We start from the raw sequence: 17358 nt of genomic DNA, 5'->3' as shown, positions 1-17358 counted from the left end.
GTCTGTGTCACTGCTCATATCTGCTCCGTCTCCGTCGATTCCGCCCGCGCGAGCCGCCGCGTGTTCTCGGTCACGTCGCTGTCGCCCGCACCGTGGTCCATGATCGCGCTGCCGACCAGCAGGGCGTCGGCACCCGCCGCGCGCATCCGCCGGGCGTCGGCCGGCGACGAAATCCCGCTCTCGGCGATCAGCGTCACGTCGTCCGGTACCTCGGGCGCGACCGACTCGAAGGTTTCGAGGTCCACCTCGAGCCGCGCCAGATCGCGGTTGTTCACGCCGACGATCTCCGCGCCCGCGTCGATCGCCCGCTCGAGTTCCGCCCGGTCGTGGACCTCGACGAGCGGCTGGAAGCCCCGATCGCGGGCCGCGGCGACCAGCCCATCGAGGTCGTCGACGAACCGCGCGATCAGCAGGAGCAGGTCGGCGTCGACGACGTCCATCCCGTCCTCCTCGAGGACGAAGTCCTTGCGCAACACGGGGACGTCGACGGCTTCACGGACGCGGGTCAGCGCCGCCGGCGAGCCGTCGAAGTGGGTCGGCTCGGTCAGTACCGAGATCGCCGCCGCGCCGCCCGCGACCATCGCCCGCGCGAGTTCGACCGGATCGTCGGCGCGGGTACCCGCCGCCGTCGGACTCGTCGGCTTCACCTCTGCGATCACCGGGACCCGCCCGTCGGCTTCGGCCGCCGCCAGCGCGTCGGGAAGCGAGCGCGCGTCGACGTCGACGACGCCGTCCCCGCCCGACCGGTCCCGAGCGGCCTCGAGGATCGATCGTACTGCCGGGGCGAGTTCCGTATTGGAGTTCATTATTGTACATCGACGTACTCATATGTACATAAGGCTTGCGCCATCCCGACGGCGTCGACGGTCGATGGCGAACGGAACGGCGTCGAGGACGGAGGCGGGCCGGCGTCCGATCGACCGCGATGTCGCGACTCGGCTCCGATCGGTCGGGACCGGCGGCTATTCAAGCCCGGCTCGCCTACGGACGGCTATGGACGACGTCACGGAGGCCGGAATCTACGCGCGGGAATCGTCGTACCTCGATCGCTACGTCCAGCTCGGTGCCGCGAGCGGACGCGTCCTGAGCGTCTCGTTCCCCGAGATATCGGCCGACGACGCCGAGGACGACCACCCCGTCCTCGACCGGATCTTCGAGTACCTCGACACCGTCGAGCAGGTCTCCTTCGAGGACGTCCAGGTCGCGATGACGATGCCCACCGACCGGCGGGCGGTCCTCGAGAGCGTCCAGTCGGTCCCCTACGGCGAGCAGGTCTCCGTCGAGACGCTCGCCCGGATGACCTCGGGGCTCGACCACGAGGACGAGGACGACCTGATCCTCGTCCGGACCGCCCTCGACGAGAACCCGGCCCCGCTGTTGATCCCCGACCACCGCGTCCGCGACGGGCCCAGCGCCGCCCCGCCGGACGTCGAACAGAAGGTCCGCTCGCTCGAGGGCCTCTGAGCGTCGGTCGCCGTCTCAGAACTCCGACCGGTCGACCTTCTCGGGCGCTTCGAAGTCCGTCGCCAGCTCGAGCAGCTGCACCAGAATCCGGCCGGTCGCGCCCCAGACGGTGTAGCCGTTCACGTGGAAGTAGTGAATGACGATCTCGCCGTAGTAGGGATGTGAACGGCGCTCGTACTCGTAGTTCGAGCGGTCGAGCAGCCCCGACAGCGGGAGGACGACGATCTCGGCGACCTCGCTCTCCTCGCGGACGTACTCCCGGTCGGGGACGTGTGCGACGAAGGGGGTGACGGCGTACTCGGTGACCGTTCGGATGTCGTCGAGTTGGCCGACGACCTCGGCCTCGCTTCGCTCGAGGCCGATCTCCTCGTTGGCCTCCCGGAGCGCGGTGTCGAGGATCGTCCCGTCTTTGGGTTCGGCCCCGCCGCCGGGGAAACTCATCTGCCCGGGGTGTTCGCCGAGGTCGTCGGCCCGCCGGGTAAAGAGGAGGTGATCCTCGCCGTCGCGGTCGACGATCGGCGCGAGGACGGCCGCGTCGTACTCCTGATCGGTGATCCCCGTCGGCTCGTAGCTCGCGACCGGACCGAGGGTCAAACGCCGCGTCATTCCTCGAGTCGCGCCTCCAGTCGCCGGCGTTCGTCGGTGCAATCGATCGGGGCCCACGCCTCGAGGTCGTAGGTGACGTCGATCAGGGTCCGGATCCGTTCGGCGTTCTCCGCGTCGACGGCCGAATCGACGGCCTCGCGAAGCCGTTCGCCGGCGGCCTCGCCGAGCGGCTCGCGGTCGGGCCGTCGGCGATCGACCTCGAGGATGTGGGGGACGTCCTCGGCGTACTCCGGAACCGTCGGAAAGGCAGTCGGGCCGGCGACCAGCAGCGCCTCGCCGTCGGGTCCCACGTCGTCCCCGTCGGGCTCGTACCGCACGAGCGCGAACGACTCGAGGGCGTCCTCGATCGCCGTCTCGAGGGCCGCCGCCTCGATCGACCCCCCGTCGGCGCGGTAGGCGGCCTCGGCGAGCGCCCGCTCGAGTTCCGTGCGGGTCAGCCCGCCGAAGAGATCGACCACGCCGGCCAGTTCGTCGGCGGTCGCGTCCATACGGGGTGCAAGGAGCGGTGAGTGGATTAGTCTTGCGAGCGCGAATCGGTACGACGGTCCCGGTATCGTAGCCACTGACAGTCATTGCACACCAGATCGCACGACGCCGTCGCGATCGGCGTGGCAATCGTTTCAGTGGCTACGATAAGGACGGGCCGCTGCCAGCACGTCGGCCGGCGCGAACGGGGCCTCGGTCCAGCGCGGCAGCCGCGCGTCGGCCCCCGGCGGTGCGATCGACTCGGCGTAGCGGGCGAGCTGGTCCCGCTCGGCCGCGGGCTCGTAGTCGAGCCCGTTGAACGCCGCGTCGGCCCGATACTGGGCGATCAGTTCCTCGCCCGCGGCCCGGTAGCGCTCCGACAGGCTCCCGTAAGCGGGCTCGACGCCGTGGTCCTCGAGGACGCCGAGGAGCGTCGCGGCCACCTCCCTGCTCATCCCCTCGAGGCCGGCGTCGCCGGCGACCGCGCGGTGGTCGTGGACGTGCCGGCCCAGATCGACCTGCGCGGAGCCGTCGAACCCGGCGACTCCGAAGGCGTCGCCCAGCGTCCCGACCTCGAGTCCCCACGCCCGCGGGGCGCGCAGTCGGCGGGCCAGCGACGCGGTTGCGGCGAACTCGCCGGCCAGTGCGTAGCGAAACGCTCCGAGATAGTCGAGGATCGGGGCGTCGTGGGCGTCGGCCAGCGCCCGCACGAGCGGCGCGTAGAACAGCCGGAAGAGCCGCCCGTAGAGTCGCCCGTCTTCGACGCGGGCGTAGTACCCCTTCGCGAAGTCGAACTCCAGTTGCAGCGGCGCGAGCAAGCGGCGGACGTGTTCGGCCTCGTAGCTACGGGCGTCGGCGTCGTGGACGACGACCGCGTCGCCGACCTCGGCGGCGGGGCCAAGCGCCAGCCAGACGTCACGGCCCTTACCGAACCCGCCGTCGAGCCCCGCCTCGGCGAACAGCGTCTCCACGCCCGGTGCGTTACACCAGAGGAGCCGGATCGGCAGGGAAAACGAGGCCAGCCACTCCCGGAACGGCCCGATCCGGTTAGGCTCGGCGCGGACCGGAACGAAGACCGCGGCCGGCGCGGGCTCGAGGCGCTCGAGTTCGTCGAGGACACGCGCGGCGGCGGGGCTCTCCAGTTCGCGGCCGGCCATGGGGACGACGACGGCCGTCTCGGCGACCGCGTCGGCCGCGCTCGAGCGGGCCCCCTCGGCCGTCCCCGCCTCGCCGAACTCGTGGAGCGTCGCGATCCGCTCCTGGACGTACTCCATCGGTGAGGTCTTCGGCCGGATCGGTAAAACGGCCACGGATCCGGCCAGGTGTCGTGGCGCCACTGAAACGATTGCCACACCGATCGCGGCGCAGTCGTGCGATCCGGTGGGGAGTGACTCGCAGCGGCTACTATCGGCGAGTCGCGAGCGGGCGACGAACGCCGCCGTCGTCACGGTTTCCGAAGCGGTCGCCGCACCGACACTCGAGAAAGCACGGGTCTTTTTCTTCCCCACCTTCCTACAGGGCGAACATGAAATCTGTCCGGAAGGCACTCCGCGACGGCGAACTCGAGAAGGACACCTACGACCGGCTCGTCTGTGGCGAGTGCGAGAAGCCCCTGAAGACCGAAAACGACCCGGACGAGATCAAGACGGTCCGTATCTGTCCCGACTGTGCGGATGAGTGGAAAGAGATCCGGTAACGGCCGTCACGCGTGCCGTTGCGGCCGGTCCGCGAGGACCGGACGGGCCGCCGTTCGAACCGACCTTCGCCGCGCCGGCCGGTGTCTTTTGGCCGCGGGCGACGAGTTCCGACCGTGAGCGACGACCGTCGCGACCGTCCGGCAACCCTCGAACACGACGACCCCAGACGCGTCGTCGCGCTTCCCGACGGCAGCGTCGATCGCTGGTACGCGCTGGGTGGCTCGGGCGGCGACCGCTTCGAATCGGCCGACGCGTTCGCCGACCGGCTCGCGGCCGGCGACCGCACGTTCTCGCTCGAGCCGACGGCCGTTCGGCCGGGCGGGCAGGCGGTCAACGCGGCGCGGCAGGTACACGCCCTCGGCGATCGGGCGACGCTTATCGGCCACCTCGATCATCCGGTGTTGTCCGACTTTCCGTTCGAGACGCGCTCGATGGGATCGCCGGCGACGGTCCGCGTCGTCGACGTCGGCGGGGACGAACTCCAGCTCGCCGAACCGGGGCCGGCCGAGGACTGGGGACTCGCGGAGCTGCTCGCGGTCGTCGACTGGGACCGGCTCGTCGCCGCGGACGCGCTGTGCTGTACGAACTGGGTTTCGGTCCGGGGCCTCACCACCGTCTTCGACCGGCTGGCGGCGACCCCGCCCGCGGATCCGCTTCCGATCGTCGTCGATCCCGGACCGATCGAGACCGTCGACCCGGCCGCGCTCGAGGGGCTGTTCGACGCGCTCTCGCGGGTCGACCGGGCCGACGGCTCGCTCGAGGTGGTCCTGAGCGTGAACTCGACGGAGTTTCGGGCCGCCGCGCGCGCAGTCGACGTCGACGCCGACCCCATCGCCGAATCGCTGGCCGCGCTTCGCGCTGCGCTCGGTCTCACCGGCGTCGTCTTCCACGGCGCGGACGCGGCCGTCGGCGCGACGCGGGCCGAGACCGCCGTCGCGGAGATGTACGACACCGGCGAGCCGCGCCGAACGACCGGTGCCGGCGACCGGTTCTCGGCCGGGCTGACCTGCGCGCTGGCCCGCGGGTACTCCCTCGAGTCGGCGCTGTCGCTCGCCAACGCCTGTGCGGCACACTTCGTCGGGACGGGCGACACGGCCGACCCGGCGGCCGTCCGGGCGCTGCTCGAGGACTAGCGTTCGCCGGCCATCGCCGAGAAAAGACGTTCTTCGAACTCCTCGCGGCTGATCCCGTCGGAGGGGCCGATCCCGTTCATGTGATCGATCGAGAGCTGGCCGCCACCCATCCGCGCGTGGCCGCCCGCGCTCGCCATCGGAATGTCGCTGATGGCGTGACGAAGCGCCTCGCCCATGTGGACCCGGTCGTCCCGGGAGCGCCCCGAGAGGTGGATCGTGCCGTCGTGTTCGCCGTAGACGACGACGGCCGTCACCCCCTCGAGGTGCATGAGTTCGTCGGCGGCCTGCGGGATGGCGTCGACGTTGCCGATCTCGCCGACGTCGCAGACGGCGAAGGGGCCCTCGATCCGCTTTTCGGTGATCGCCGTCGCCTTGACCCGGAGGACGTCGTCGCTGACCTGCGGGTTGGCGATCCGATCGAGCAGATCCTCGTCGATCCCGGAAAACAGTGTCGCACAGGCGTCGAACTCCGCCCGCGAGCAGCCGTTGGTCAGGTGGTTCGTGTCCGACTGGATGCCGTAGAGCAGCCCGGTCGCGAGTTCCGGCGATACCTCGGGGCCGCTTCCGTCCTCGTCGCCCAGCGTCGCCCCGATCTCCTCTAGGTACTCGACGACGATCGTCGAGGCCGCGCCGTAGTCGGTCCGGACGTCGGTGAACTTCGTGCCGGCACCGTTGCCGGGGTGGTGGTCGACGACCGCGATCGGCTCGACGGTCTGGGCCCCGGTGAAGCCACGCGGCGTGTTGTGATCGACCAGGACGACCGGGTCCGCGGCGAGCTGGGAGCTGGCGTCGATCGCGTCCATCTCCAACTCGAGAACGGTCCGGAACGCCCGGTTCTCCTGATGGCGGATCTCACCGGCGTACTGCAGTTCGGCGTCGGTGTCGACCGAGTCCGCGATCGCCGCGACGCCCATCGCACACGACATGGCGTCGGGGTCCGGGTTCGGGTGCATCAACACCGTCACCTCGTCGTGGGTCGCGAGCAGCCGCTGTAGCTGCGCGCCCGGCGGCCGCCGGAACCACCGTACCACCCACCAACCGCCGACGGCGAGCCCGACGACGGCAAGCACCAGCAAGGAGAGAACGAGCGGCTCGAGGGAGCGGACCGAGTCGCCGATCGACTCGGTCGCGAGCGGTGTCGCCCCGACGACACCACCGTCGATCGGGGCGCTCCGATAGCTCATACCCGGAAATCAGATCGAACCCTCAAGAATTTTCCCCCGATTCCGGCGCGTTGTTACTCGCCGCCGCGATAGCGCTCGATCGCGTCGCGATAGCCCTCGCGGAAGGTCGGATACGCGAACTCGTAGCCGAGATCGCGCAGCTTCCCGTTCGAACAGCGTTTGCTCGTCAGGATCCGCCGCCGTCCCGCCTCGGAGAGATCGGCGTCTTCGAGCCGCTCGGCTTTCGTCCGCTTGGACGGCCGATCGACGCCGCACTCCTCGGCCAGCCAGTCCGCGAACGCCCACTTCGAGGCCGGTTCGTCGTCGACGACCTGGACGACCTCCCCGCGCGCGAGGTCCTCGGTGAGCAGGTACCGGACCGCGCCGGCGGCGTCGTCGCGGTGGACCATGTTGAGATACCCCTCCGTTACCGGTCCCTCGAGGTAGCGCTCGAGGCGATAGCGGTCGGGGCCGTACAGCCCCGCATAGCGGGCGACGGTACCGTCGAACCCGAACTCCGGGGGCAACTCGAGGGCGATCCGCTCGGCCTCGGCCAGTACCTCGGTCTTTGCGGTGGCGGGCTCGAGAGCCGTCTCCTCGTCGACCCAGTCGCCGTCGTGATCGCCGTGAACTCCCGTCGAGGAGGTATAGACCAGCCGATCCGGCGCGTCCTCGCGCTCGCCGAAGGCTTCGATCGCGGTCCGTAGCCCCTCGACGTAGACCTCGCGGGCGGCCTCGGCACCGCGACCGCCGCTGCTGGCGGCGAAGACGACGGCGTCGACGTCGGGCACCGCCGCCAGTGCCTCGGGGTCGGTGACGTCCGCCCGAACACCCTCGAAGCCGGCTGTCTCGACCCGCTCGATGCCCTCGGCCGACCGGCGAACGCCGATCGGCTCGTGGCCGCGGGCCACGAGCTGGCGACCCAGCTCGAGGCCGACGTATCCACAGCCCAGGATTGCGACTTGCATACCTCGACTCGCGGTCGGTCGTACATAATGTCACCGCTCGAGGGTACCCGTCCGTCGGACTGGAATTCTCGACCGAACGACCGCACGCCGAGCTACGGCGCGCCGTCCGCGATCACGTACTGGACGTGGACGAACTCGTCGAACGACATCGGCGCGCGACCCTCTATCTTCTGTTGGATTTCCTTGGCGTCTAAGTCGATCTCGAGTTCGCTCTCGACGGCGTCGACGTCGAGTACCGCCGTCGACATCCCCAAGAGCAGGTGTTCAAGTGCCATCGTCTCCGTCGTCTCGGGATCGGGCGCGCCCTCGGCCAGCGACTGGATCGCCGCGGCCTCCTCGAGGGTCAGTTCCGGCAGGTCGCCCGCGGCGACCGCCTCGAGTCGCTCCCGCTCGAGGCCGGTTTCGGCGGCCGCCTCGGCCGGGCCCCGTTCCTCGACGATCGACGCGAGGTCGTCCGCGTACTCGGCCCGGAGCGCGGCGGGCGAGTCGGGGACGGTCATCCGCTGTTCGTGGAACATACCCGATCCGACGGGAATGCCCCACAAATGTATTGTGAACTGCGGCGATCGGCCCGTCGATATCCCCCGTCTCGGGCGCATCGGTCGCGCGGTCGCCGCACTCCGATCCACGTCTCAAATTACCGGAACGTTAAACAGCCCCCTCCCATATGCAAATGATATGAAAGTAGCCCTGATCGGGGTCGGTCAGGCCGGTGGAAGGATCACCGAGCGGCTCGCGAAGTTCGACGCGAACATGGACTTCGGAGCCGTCCAGGGTGCCCTGGCCGTCAACTCCGCGAAACCCGACCTCCAGTCCCTCCAGTTCGTCGATACGAAGCTGATCGGTGCCGACCGCGTCAACGGCCACGGCGTCGGCGGCGACAACGAACTCGGCACGGACGTGATGCAGGCCGACGTCCAGCAAGTACTCGGCGCGCTCGACGGCCGCGTGACCTCGAGTGCCGAGGCGATCGTCGTCGTCGCCGGACTGGGCGGCGGGACCGGCAGCGGCGGCGCGCCGGTGTTAGTCCACAACCTCCAGCAGGTCTACGACGTGCCGGTCTACGCGCTGGGCGTGTTGCCCGGCCGCAACGAGGGGGCGCTCTATCAGGCAAACGCCGGCCGCTCGCTGAAGACGCTGCTGCGGGAGGCCGACTCGACGCTGCTGATCGACAACGACGCCTGGCACGAACAGGGCGAGAGCGTCGAGGGAGCCTTCGAGACGATCAACGACCGGATCGCCAAGCGGGTCGGCCTGCTGTTCGCTTCGGGGGAGGCCGTCGAGGGCGTCGGCGAAAGCGTCGTCGACTCGAGCGAGGTCATCAACACTCTCCGCGCGGGCGGGGTCGCGGCGCTCGGCTACGCGACCGAGGCGGCCAGCGACGACAGCGCCGAGAACGTAAACACCGCGATGACCGTCTCGCGGCAGGCGCTGTTGACGGGGACGAGTCTGCCCGACGCCACCACGGCCGACTCCGCGCTGCTGGTCATCGCCGGCCGGCCCGACGCCATCCCGCGCAAGGGCGTCGAGCGCGCCCGGCGCTGGCTCGAGGACGAGACCGGCAGCATGCAGGTCCGGGGCGGTGACTTCCCGCTGGACAGCGAGCGACTGGGCGCGCTGGTACTGCTCGGCGGCGCGGAGCGGTCCGACCGAGTGCAGGCGTTCATGGAACGTGCCCGCGAGGCCACGGAGGCCCAGGAGGCGGAGTCGACCGACCACGCCGAGGAGTTCGCCGACGACCGACTCGAGAACCTCTTTTGAGACGGCTCCCTGTACGGGTTCCGGCGCGATCCCGGAGGGTGGGTCGGGCCGGGACCGACCGACAGCGAACCGTCTGAACCGTCGGAACTGCTTTTTACTTCGGGTTCGCTGTCGGGGGTAATGACCGACGAGTGGACTGCCGGGGTCGTCACGGATGCCGGCGGTGGCGATCTCCCGACCGTCGAGGACTGGCGACCGGTGCCGGTCCCCCGCTATCCCGCCGCGTTCGTCGACGCCGACGGGCCGATCGCTTACCGAACGACGTTCGCGGACCCGCGCGTCGACGCCGCCGAACGGGCCGTCCTCGAGATCGGCGGCACGGACGGTCCGGCCGAGGTCTGGCTGAACGGGTCGCGGCTGGGCGCGAGCGACGTCGGGTTCGTCCCGGCCCGCTTCGAGTTCGAGCCCCGCCCGGAGAACGAACTCCTCGTCGTCTGCGAGCGCCCGGACGCGTTCGCGGGGATCCGCGGCACCGACGAGGTCCCCGACCGGCTCGCGGTGCCCGGGATCCGGCGCGGCGTCGCCGTCGAGTCTCGCCCCCGGACCTTTCTGCGGGAGTTCGACGTGCGGCCGCGGCTGGGGCCGGCATCGGAATCCGATGGCGAAACGGACGGGGACGCTCCGTCGGCCGCGAACGCGACCGCGGACGGCGCGGGTGCCGCGATCGACGTGACCCTCGAGGTCGATGCGGGCGCGGCCGTCGACGACGCGGTGACGCTATCGCTGCGGCCCGAGGGCTTTCGCGGTGGCGCGGCCATGGAACGGGTCCCCGTACAGGCCGAGGCCGGCGAGCGGACCACCGTCTCGCGGACGCTTTCGGTTCGGGAGCCGTCGCTGTGGTGGCCCCGCGAGTACGGCCCGCAGGACCGCTACACCGTGCGGGCGAAACTCGAGGGCGACACCCTCGAGCGGACGGTCGGTCTCCGCCACGTCGAGCGCGACGGCGACGGCCTGCTGGTCAACGGCCGGCGGGTTCGGGCCCGCGGGTTCACGCGGCTCCCCGGCGGCGATCCCCGCGCGGACGTCGACCGGGCCGTCGACGCGAACGCGACGCTCCTTCGCGCACGCGGGCACGTCCCGCCGCGGTCGTTCTACGAGGCCTGCGACGAGGCGGGGCTGCTGGTCTGGCAGGACCTGCCCGCGTGCGGCTCCGACCTCCCGATCGACCGGGGGATCGAACTGACGACGGCGCTGGCCGAGACGTACGGCCGCTATCCCAGCCTCGCGATGTACGGCGTCCAGGACCGGCCGACCGACCCGTACGCGGAGCCGGTGGGCAAGGGGCTGCTCGCGAGATTCGCCGTCAGGTACCGAGCGTGGCGGACGTCGGTCGATCGAGAACCTGCGGACGCAGTCGCCGAGCGTCTCCCCGACGACCTGCCGATCGTGCCGGTGGCGGGGCCGCCGGGAACCGACGCCGACGCGGCGCATCTCTTCCCGGGCTGGCGATACCTCGCGGCCGCCGACACCGACTGGCTGCTCGAGACGTACCCGTCGCTCGGTGAGGTCGTCGGTCGGTTCGGCGCTGGATCGCTCGCGGCCGACGACGCCGACCCGGCGACGGTGCCCGGGCTCGAGCCGGCGCTGCTCGCCGACGGGGCCGACGTCGAGGGCTCACAGCGCGAGCAGGCACGGATCCTGAAGACGGTCGCCGAGACGCTTCGCCGGCGAGACTGTGGCGTCCTCGCGGCGTCGACGCTTCGCGACCCCGCACCGGGCGGCGGCATGGGCGTGTACGCCGCCGACGGGGAGCCAAAGCGGGCCGCCGAAGCGATCGCGCAGTCCTACGAGCCGGTCCAGGCCGCCCTCGACGGGCCGCCGACGCCCGGGACCGTCGGGATCACGCTCTGTAACGACCGCAACGAGGCCCTCGAGACCACCGTCGGCTGGCGGGCCGGCGACGAGACGGCCGTGACGACGGTGGATGTCGGCCCACTCGAGACGACCAGCGCCGGGACTGCTCGGATTCCCGCCGACGCCGAACGGGTCGTCCTCGAGGTCGCCGTCGACGATCGGACGGTCCGTAACCGGTACTATTTATAAATACGTTCGTCTCTCCATGCCACGGGCTAACGGGGCGAGAAGAGGGCCCTGCGAACCGTTTTCAGGGGTTGGGGTACCGGTAGCTTTAAATTAGAGGCGACAGTAGTACCAGTCACCAGAACGCCACCGGGGCGCGTATCGCTCGACGATCGATGACAGGAAATCTTATTCACCGAGGTTTCGCAGATCGTGAGCAGTCGCTTCGAACGGCCCGCCGGCTACTGCCGAACCGATCGCCGAATCGCCGGCGATCGGCTCGGACGGCCGGCCGGTCGGCTTCCCGGTGCGGGTATGGCACAGAGGTTTGACTAACATGGTAGACGAATCGAAGAACATCGAACTGACAGAGGACGACCTAGAAAACAAATCGAAAGGACAGCTCATCAAGATGGCCGGTCAACTGCGAGACCGGCGCAACGAGCTGAACCAGATGGCTTCTGACCGGGCTTCCAAACGCGACGAGCTCAACGCGAAGACTCGCGAGAAAGTCGACGAGGCCCAGGAACACCGCGAGAAACGCGACGAGCTCAACGAACAGGTCCAGGAACACAAGGAGAGCCGTAACGAGCTCAACGCCGAGGCCAACGAACTGTTCGACAAGGTCGAACAGCTCAAATCGGACATGGAGCTCGACGAGGGCAAGGACCTCGAGGAACTCGAGGAGGAGATCGAAGACCTCGAGTTCAAACAGCAGACCGAGGTCCTCTCAAGCGAGGAAGAGCAGGAACTGATCGAGAAGATCGAGAGCAAGCGCGAGGAGTACGAGGAGCGCAAGCAGAAACTCGATCAGAACGAGGACTTAGAAGAACTCGTCGAGGAGGCCGAGGAAGTACGATCGGAAGCCTCCCAGCACCACCAGAAGGTCACGGAACTCGCCGACAAGGCCCAGGAACATCACAACCAGATGATCGAGGCCTATCGGGAGGCCGACGACATCCGTGACGAGGCCGACGAGATGCACGAGAAGTTCGTCGAGGCCCAGGAGGCCGCCGACCGCCACCACGAGGACTTCGTCCGCGTCCAGAAGCGCCTGCGCGAACTGGACAAGAAAGAGGAAGAAGAGCGCAAGTCCGAGCGCGACAAGAAGAAAGAGGAGGCCAAGGAAGAGGCCGAAGAGATCTACCAGAAGTTCAAGGAAGGCGAGACCCTCGACACCGAGGACCTGATGAAACTCCAGAAGACGGGACTGCTCTAACCCGATTCCGTCTACCCCGCGGTTTTTCCCCGAGTCTTCGGGGCTCTCGAGCCCATCGAGCGACGGCCACGGCGAGCCGCCATCACAGTTGGCGGTCGCTCGAGAGCGGTGCGAACGGAGCGGTCGAGTCGACAGCATCGCCGGAGTGCCACGAAACGAGTTCCGATCCAAACGCCGTGTGCGAGTAGCTGTCACTGGCCTGTGGTGACGGCGATAGCATCACCGTACCGTCGCTGTAATGCCGTCCTATAGTAGCCACTGAACGTCACTGTACACCTGATCGCACGCTGCCGTTTGGATCACGTGACTCGTTTCAGTGGCTACTATAGCCGGGTTCGTTGCCAGCCAGCCGCCGAGATCGGTGGGCCCGGCCGCGTGGCTCGCCATCGGCGTTCGAGCGAACTGCCCTCATCCTCGAAGGCGGGTAGTCGAGACCTACAGCCGCCGGGCGGGAATCGGTTCGACGGGGACGTCGTCCGAACACTGTACTCGATCTATAACAATGGAACCGGCCGCCCTCAGTCGTTTGTCATGCAACGTCACAGGGAAGACGCGGGCGTTCTCGTGCCGGGAATCGCCGCCCCGAGTACGGTTGCCTGTCTCCGCTCGCTTCGACCGCGCGGCGTTCGGACCGTCGTCGGCTCCGAGTCGCGATCGACGCCGGCAGCGACGTCGGCCTACCGCGACGAGTTCGTGGGGCTGCCCGACCCCGAGAGCGGTCTCACCGCGTACGGCGACGCCCTCCGCTCGCTCGCCGAACGGGCCGATATCGAGACGATCGTCCCCGTCCGCGAGGAAGACGTCTACGTCCTCGCGAACCGCAGGGACGAGTTCGCGACGGACGTCGCGACCCCGTGGCCGACGTTCGAGACGCTCCGTCGCGTCCAGGACCGGGTCGAACTCTTCGCCGCCGCCGACGCGGCCGGCGTCGCGGCCCCCGAGACCGCCCTCCTCGACGAGTGGGACGACTGGGATCGCGAGACGATCGTCAAACCACGTTACACCGTCGCAGCGCCGGCCTACCTCGGCTCGAGCGCGGCGCACGCGACGGTCGGCTCGACCGAGTATCAGCCCCCGAGGACGGAACCGGATCGAGAAGCGGAAATCGCCACTCGCGGGCACGTGCCGCTGGTCCAAGAGCGGATCCCGGACTCGCGAGAGTACGGGTTCTTCGCGCTGTACGACCGCGGCGACCCGGTCGCGACCTTCCAGCACTGCCAGCGACGGGGCTGGAAGTACTGCGGCGGGCCGAGCGCCTACCGGGAGTCGGTCCACATTCCCGAACTCGAGGACGCGGGGCGGGCGCTGCTCGACGAACTCGAGTGGCACGGGCTCGCGATGGTGGAGTTCCTGCGGGATCCGGCCGACGGCGAGTTCAAGCTGATGGAGGTCAACCCGCGGTTCTGGTCCTCGCTGCCGTTTTCGGTTCGGGCGGGCGCGGACTTTCCCTACTACTACTGGCAGCTGGCGACCGGCGAGCCGATCACGTCGGAGTCGACCTACGAGGTCGGAATGGGCGGCCATCTGCTGCGGGGAGAACTCAGCTACCTGCACAGCGTCGCCACCGAGGAGTATCCGCTGGTCGAGCGGCCGGCGCTCGGGGCCGCCGTCCGCGAGGTCGCGACGTCGCTCGTCGCCCACCCGCGGTTCGATTACGCCGTCGCCGACGATCCGGTGCCGTTCGTGCAGGACGGCGTCAACCTCGTTCGGACGTGGCTGGGGGATCGGTCGGCGACGGCCGAGGCGGGAGACGACGCGACGGAGCCGACCGGTTCCACGCCGACGATCGATCGCCCGGCGACGGAGCCGACGGAACCGGCCCAGACCGACGGCGGCCCGACCGGACCGCAGTCCGACAGTTCGGACGGCGGGACGCGGTGACCGACACGCCACCAGAACGAAACGTCGACGTAACTGCATCAGATCGGAAACACATCACAATCCGAACACGGTGTTCGTCGCTGACTCGAGTTCACGGTAAAATAGATCGCGAAGCGGGAGTCTCAGGAGTCAGTCGTGCTCGGTGACGAGTTCGAGCGCCGTACGTCGAGCACGTACAGCGTAATCATGACGAGTAAATCGCCTAAGAAGAACGCAAAAAGGAGTTCGGACCACGTTTCATCGGAAATGAGTACGCCTATCGTCCCGCCGGCTACGACTGCCCATATCGCTTTCAGGATCGGATTCTCTCGTGTGTACTCGATAAGAGCGCCGAGAGTTCCGAGTGCGGCCGCGACGAGTAAGTAATGCAATGGCGTCACGACTTCGACTATCTGCCCCGTAGCGATCGTATATAGCCCCGTTGCCACCAACCCGGATAAAATCACGGTGAACTTAGTGTTTATGTGTGGTGTGTGATCAGTCATCTAGGTTTAACTGACTGTACTTCAGTTTGGACCACCAACGCTTAACGGAGCGCACACGCAGCTATCAATATGACTCGAGGTGTTTCCCGTGGTCAGTAACGAGACCGAGCGACTCTTGACGGTCGCCCTCGGCGGGCTCGCGTCCGCGGCGGTCGCGGTCGCGCTGTTCGTCGTCTATCCGCAGACGCTGACGGATTTGTTCGGCGTGCTGTTCGCGATCGCCGCCGTCCTCGTGGGACTGCGATTCACGAGCAATATCGCCGGCTCGCTGTACCCGAGCTACGATGTCGCCGAGGTCGCCGTCGAGGGGCCGATCAGCCGCGACGGCGGCGGTGGGCCCCTGCCGACGAATCCGGGCGCGACGCCGGCCGACGACGTCGTCGACCAGATCGATCGCGCCGACGAGGACGACAGCGTCGACGCGTTGCTGTTGAAGCTGAACACGCCCGGCGGCGAGGTCGTCCCCAGCGACGACATTCGCCTCGCGGCCGAGCGCTTCGACGGGCCGACCGTCGCCTACGCGACCGACGTCTGTGCCAGCGGCGGCTACTGGATCGCCAGCGGCTGCGACGAACTCTGGGCCCGCGAGGGATCGATCGTCGGCTCGATCGGCGTCATCGGCTCCCGGGTCAACGCCAGTGATCTGGCCGAGAAAGTCGGTCTCTCCTACGAGCGCTTCGCCGCGGGTGAGTTCAAGGACGCCGGTACCCCCCTGAAGGACCTCGAGGACGAGGAACGCGAGTACCTCCAGGGGATCATCGACGACTACTACGACACGTTCGTCGAACGGGTCAGCGACGGCCGCGACTTAGAGCCGGAGTTCGTCCGCGACACGGAGGCGCGGATCTATCTCGGGGAACAGGCCCACGAACTGGAGCTGGTCGATCACCTCGGCACCCGCCAGGAGATCGAGGCCGAACTGGCCGACCGGCTCGATACCGACGAAGTCGTCGTCGAGGAGTTCGAGCCCGAACGCCCGCTAATGGCCCGCGTCGGCGCGGGTGCCCAGAAGGTCGCCTACGCCTTCGGGGCCGGTATCGCCGGCCTCGGTGACGGCCGTGGCTTCCGACTCCGAAGCTAACTGAACGGGTTCGCCCGCTCGAGGCCCCATCTCACGGTCGAGACGGGCCCGGGAGCGGTCGAACGAGTAAGTGGTTTTATCGTTGCACAGAATGCATCGGCTACCGTGACAACGCTGGTCGTCTGTCTCGACCGGACCGACGACGTGGGCCGCAAGACCGGCCTGCGCTCGCCGGTCGTCGGCTGGGAGGCAGTCCGCGCGCTCGTGACCGACGTCGGCCTCGCGGATCCGGAGGACTCGGGAGTCAACACTCTGCTCGAGTCGCTGCGGGTCGCCCAGGACTTGCGCGACGAGAACGAGGAGGTCGTCGTCGCGGTCGTCTCGGGGGACCACGAGTCGATGGTGTCGGCCGATCGGGCGGTCGCCGAGCAGCTCGACGACCTCATCGCGGACTACGACCCGGACTCGGCGGTCGTCGTGACCGACAGTGCGGAGGACGAGCGGCTGATCCCGATCGTCGAAAGTCGCGTGCAGGTCGATTCGGTCGACCGGGTCGTCGTCCGACAGGCCAGAGACATCGAGTCGACCTACTACCTGCTCAAGCAGTTCCTCGCCGACGAGGAACTGCGCCAGACGATCCTCGTCCCGCTCGGGCTGACGCTGCTGGTCTTCCCGCTGCTCGCGACGACCGTCGGTCCGGCGGAGGGCGCGGCCGCGATCACGACCGTCATCGGCCTCTTCCTGCTCTACAAGGGCTTCAACATCGACGAACGCCTGACCCGACTCGCCCGGGGGACCCGCGAGTCGCTGTACTCCGGGCAGGTGTCGGTCGTCACCTACGTCGTCGCGGCCGGGTTGACGTTCGTCGGTCTGTTCGTCGGCGCGCTCGGCGTCTCCGGACTCGAGGATACCTCCGGCGTGGTGATCCCGGCGACCCGGTTCGCGTTCGACAGCGTCCCGTGGCTGGCGATGGCCGCGCTGACGGCCAGCGCCGGTCGCCTGCTCGACGAGGCGATCGGTGACGATCCAATCCGCACCTCCTTTCTCAACCTCCCCTTCATCGTCGTCGCGGTTGGGCTGGTCGTCCGCGGGTTCTCCGCGTACTTCCTCGAGCAACAGGGACAGATGGAGCCTTTCGTCGTCCCGGCCAACGAGTTCCTCATCTTCTCGAACGAGCGGTTCGTGATGGGCGCGGGCGAACGCCTCGCGCTGTTCGTCGTCACCGCGATCGTCGTTAGCCTCGTCGGCGCACAGATCGCGGCCTCGCTCAGCGGCTCGAGCGACGAAGACGAACGCAACGACGGCGGCTCCGACGGGGGACCGCCCGACGGGGCGACGATCGACGCGGCAGACGGCGAGTCCGCGGCCGCGGCCCCCGATCCCGGCGCGGTCCCGGACCGGAGCGATCCCGAACTCACCGACGGCGGTGCGGACGCGGCCGCCGGCTCCGACTCGCCCGCCGATCGCGACCGCTGA

At 68.7% G+C, this 17358-nt stretch carries 17 protein-coding genes; 9 read left to right on the top strand and 8 right to left on the bottom strand.

Features of this window, described 5'->3' with window-relative positions; all coding sequences use genetic code 11:
• Positions 1–14: 14 nt before the first annotated feature.
• Positions 15–806, bottom strand: a complete 792-nt coding sequence (gene trpC / locus A6E15_RS13555; RefSeq protein ID WP_076146966.1) for an indole-3-glycerol phosphate synthase — start codon at positions 804–806, stop codon at positions 15–17.
• A gap of 187 nt (positions 807–993) precedes the next feature.
• Between trpC and A6E15_RS13550 the strand changes: the two genes are divergently transcribed.
• Positions 994–1464, top strand: a complete 471-nt coding sequence (locus A6E15_RS13550) for an MGMT family protein (protein WP_076148363.1) — start codon at positions 994–996, stop codon at positions 1462–1464.
• Between the two features lie 15 nt (positions 1465–1479).
• On the opposite strand, the gene A6E15_RS13545 is transcribed toward A6E15_RS13550, so the two are convergent.
• The 3 genes from A6E15_RS13545 to A6E15_RS13535 all read right to left on the bottom strand — a co-directional run bounded on the left by A6E15_RS13545 (position 1480) and on the right by A6E15_RS13535 (position 3809).
• Entirely contained in the window at positions 1480–2070 is a 591-nt protein-coding gene (locus A6E15_RS13545; protein ID WP_076146964.1) for an NUDIX hydrolase, read from the bottom strand.
• A complete protein-coding gene (locus A6E15_RS13540) occupies positions 2067–2558 on the bottom strand; it encodes a DUF7109 family protein (RefSeq protein WP_076146962.1) in 492 nt (163 codons plus the stop codon). The genes A6E15_RS13545 and A6E15_RS13540 overlap by 4 nt, the downstream gene beginning before the upstream one ends.
• A gap of 132 nt (positions 2559–2690) precedes the next feature.
• Entirely contained in the window at positions 2691–3809 is a 1119-nt protein-coding gene (locus tag A6E15_RS13535) for a glycosyltransferase family protein (RefSeq protein ID WP_076146960.1), read from the bottom strand.
• Positions 3810–4060: 251 nt separating this feature from the next.
• Here A6E15_RS13535 and A6E15_RS21035 point away from each other — a divergent pair, with 251 nt between their 5' ends.
• Together A6E15_RS21035 and A6E15_RS13530 are read left to right on the top strand one after the other, a co-directional pair.
• On the top strand, positions 4061–4231 hold the full coding sequence (locus A6E15_RS21035; RefSeq protein WP_006182537.1) for an HVO_0758 family zinc finger protein: 171 nt from the start codon (positions 4061–4063) through the stop codon (positions 4229–4231).
• A gap of 114 nt (positions 4232–4345) precedes the next feature.
• Positions 4346–5365, top strand: a complete 1020-nt coding sequence (locus tag A6E15_RS13530; RefSeq protein ID WP_076146958.1) for a carbohydrate kinase family protein — start codon at positions 4346–4348, stop codon at positions 5363–5365.
• Here the strand turns inward: A6E15_RS13530 and A6E15_RS13525 are convergent.
• From A6E15_RS13525 to A6E15_RS13515, 3 genes are all read right to left on the bottom strand, one after another.
• Positions 5362–6549: a DHH family phosphoesterase gene (locus tag A6E15_RS13525; protein ID WP_076146956.1), complete on the bottom strand. Its 1188-nt coding sequence runs from the start codon at positions 6547–6549 to the stop codon at positions 5362–5364. The two genes, A6E15_RS13530 and A6E15_RS13525, sit on opposite strands and share 4 nt — an antisense overlap.
• A gap of 53 nt (positions 6550–6602) precedes the next feature.
• A complete protein-coding gene (locus A6E15_RS13520) occupies positions 6603–7496 on the bottom strand; it encodes an SDR family oxidoreductase (protein ID WP_076146954.1) in 894 nt (297 codons plus the stop codon).
• 92 nt (positions 7497–7588) lie between these two features.
• Entirely contained in the window at positions 7589–8014 is a 426-nt protein-coding gene (locus tag A6E15_RS13515) for a DUF5791 family protein (RefSeq protein WP_076146952.1), read from the bottom strand.
• A gap of 160 nt (positions 8015–8174) precedes the next feature.
• Between A6E15_RS13515 and A6E15_RS13510 the strand changes: the two genes are divergently transcribed.
• The 4 genes from A6E15_RS13510 to A6E15_RS13495 all read left to right on the top strand — a co-directional run bounded on the left by A6E15_RS13510 (position 8175) and on the right by A6E15_RS13495 (position 14376).
• Entirely contained in the window at positions 8175–9257 is a 1083-nt protein-coding gene (locus A6E15_RS13510; RefSeq protein ID WP_076146950.1) for a tubulin/FtsZ family protein, read from the top strand.
• Positions 9258–9377: 120 nt separating this feature from the next.
• Positions 9378–11300 carry a glycoside hydrolase family 2 protein gene (locus A6E15_RS13505; protein ID WP_076146948.1) on the top strand — a complete coding sequence of 641 codons (1923 nt, stop codon included), beginning with the start codon at positions 9378–9380 and terminating at the stop codon, positions 11298–11300.
• 313 nt (positions 11301–11613) lie between these two features.
• Entirely contained in the window at positions 11614–12495 is an 882-nt protein-coding gene (locus tag A6E15_RS13500; protein WP_076146946.1) for a coiled-coil protein, read from the top strand.
• Between the two features lie 531 nt (positions 12496–13026).
• Entirely contained in the window at positions 13027–14376 is a 1350-nt protein-coding gene (locus A6E15_RS13495) for a carboxylate--amine ligase (RefSeq protein WP_076146944.1), read from the top strand.
• A 122-nt stretch (positions 14377–14498) separates the two neighbouring features.
• Here A6E15_RS13495 and A6E15_RS13490 read toward each other — a convergent pair whose 3' ends face one another.
• Positions 14499–14861, bottom strand: a complete 363-nt coding sequence (locus A6E15_RS13490; RefSeq protein WP_245800580.1) for a hypothetical protein — start codon at positions 14859–14861, stop codon at positions 14499–14501.
• A gap of 88 nt (positions 14862–14949) precedes the next feature.
• Here A6E15_RS13490 and sppA point away from each other — a divergent pair, with 88 nt between their 5' ends.
• Positions 14950–15942 carry a signal peptide peptidase SppA gene (sppA, locus tag A6E15_RS13485; RefSeq protein WP_076148360.1) on the top strand — a complete coding sequence of 331 codons (993 nt, stop codon included), beginning with the start codon at positions 14950–14952 and terminating at the stop codon, positions 15940–15942.
• A 105-nt stretch (positions 15943–16047) separates the two neighbouring features.
• Entirely contained in the window at positions 16048–17358 is a 1311-nt protein-coding gene (locus A6E15_RS13480; protein WP_076146942.1) for a DUF373 family protein, read from the top strand.

Source organism: Natrinema saccharevitans (assembly GCF_001953745.1).
Lineage (GTDB): Archaea > Halobacteriota > Halobacteria > Halobacteriales > Natrialbaceae > Natrinema > Natrinema saccharevitans.
This window is presented reverse-complemented; position numbering and strand designations above follow the sequence as displayed.

Excerpts from the sequence above, each read along its gene's own strand:
- trpC (WP_076146966.1), bottom strand. The coding sequence starts at position 806 with ATGAACTCCAATACGGAACTCGCCCCGGCAGTACGATCGATCCTCGAG.
- A6E15_RS13550 (WP_076148363.1), top strand. The coding sequence starts at position 994 with ATGGACGACGTCACGGAGGCCGGAATCTACGCGCGGGAATCGTCGTAC.
- A6E15_RS13545 (WP_076146964.1), bottom strand. The coding sequence starts at position 2,070 with ATGACGCGGCGTTTGACCCTCGGTCCGGTCGCGAGCTACGAGCCGACG.
- A6E15_RS13540 (WP_076146962.1), bottom strand. The coding sequence starts at position 2,558 with ATGGACGCGACCGCCGACGAACTGGCCGGCGTGGTCGATCTCTTCGGC.
- A6E15_RS13535 (WP_076146960.1), bottom strand. The coding sequence starts at position 3,809 with ATGGAGTACGTCCAGGAGCGGATCGCGACGCTCCACGAGTTCGGCGAG.
- A6E15_RS21035 (WP_006182537.1), top strand. The coding sequence starts at position 4,061 with ATGAAATCTGTCCGGAAGGCACTCCGCGACGGCGAACTCGAGAAGGAC.
- A6E15_RS13525 (WP_076146956.1), bottom strand. The coding sequence starts at position 6,549 with ATGAGCTATCGGAGCGCCCCGATCGACGGTGGTGTCGTCGGGGCGACA.
- A6E15_RS13520 (WP_076146954.1), bottom strand. The coding sequence starts at position 7,496 with ATGCAAGTCGCAATCCTGGGCTGTGGATACGTCGGCCTCGAGCTGGGT.
- A6E15_RS13515 (WP_076146952.1), bottom strand. The coding sequence starts at position 8,014 with ATGTTCCACGAACAGCGGATGACCGTCCCCGACTCGCCCGCCGCGCTC.
- A6E15_RS13510 (WP_076146950.1), top strand. The coding sequence starts at position 8,175 with ATGAAAGTAGCCCTGATCGGGGTCGGTCAGGCCGGTGGAAGGATCACC.
- A6E15_RS13505 (WP_076146948.1), top strand. The coding sequence starts at position 9,378 with ATGACCGACGAGTGGACTGCCGGGGTCGTCACGGATGCCGGCGGTGGC.
- A6E15_RS13500 (WP_076146946.1), top strand. The coding sequence starts at position 11,614 with ATGGTAGACGAATCGAAGAACATCGAACTGACAGAGGACGACCTAGAA.
- A6E15_RS13495 (WP_076146944.1), top strand. The coding sequence starts at position 13,027 with ATGCAACGTCACAGGGAAGACGCGGGCGTTCTCGTGCCGGGAATCGCC.
- A6E15_RS13490 (WP_245800580.1), bottom strand. The coding sequence starts at position 14,861 with ATGACTGATCACACACCACACATAAACACTAAGTTCACCGTGATTTTA.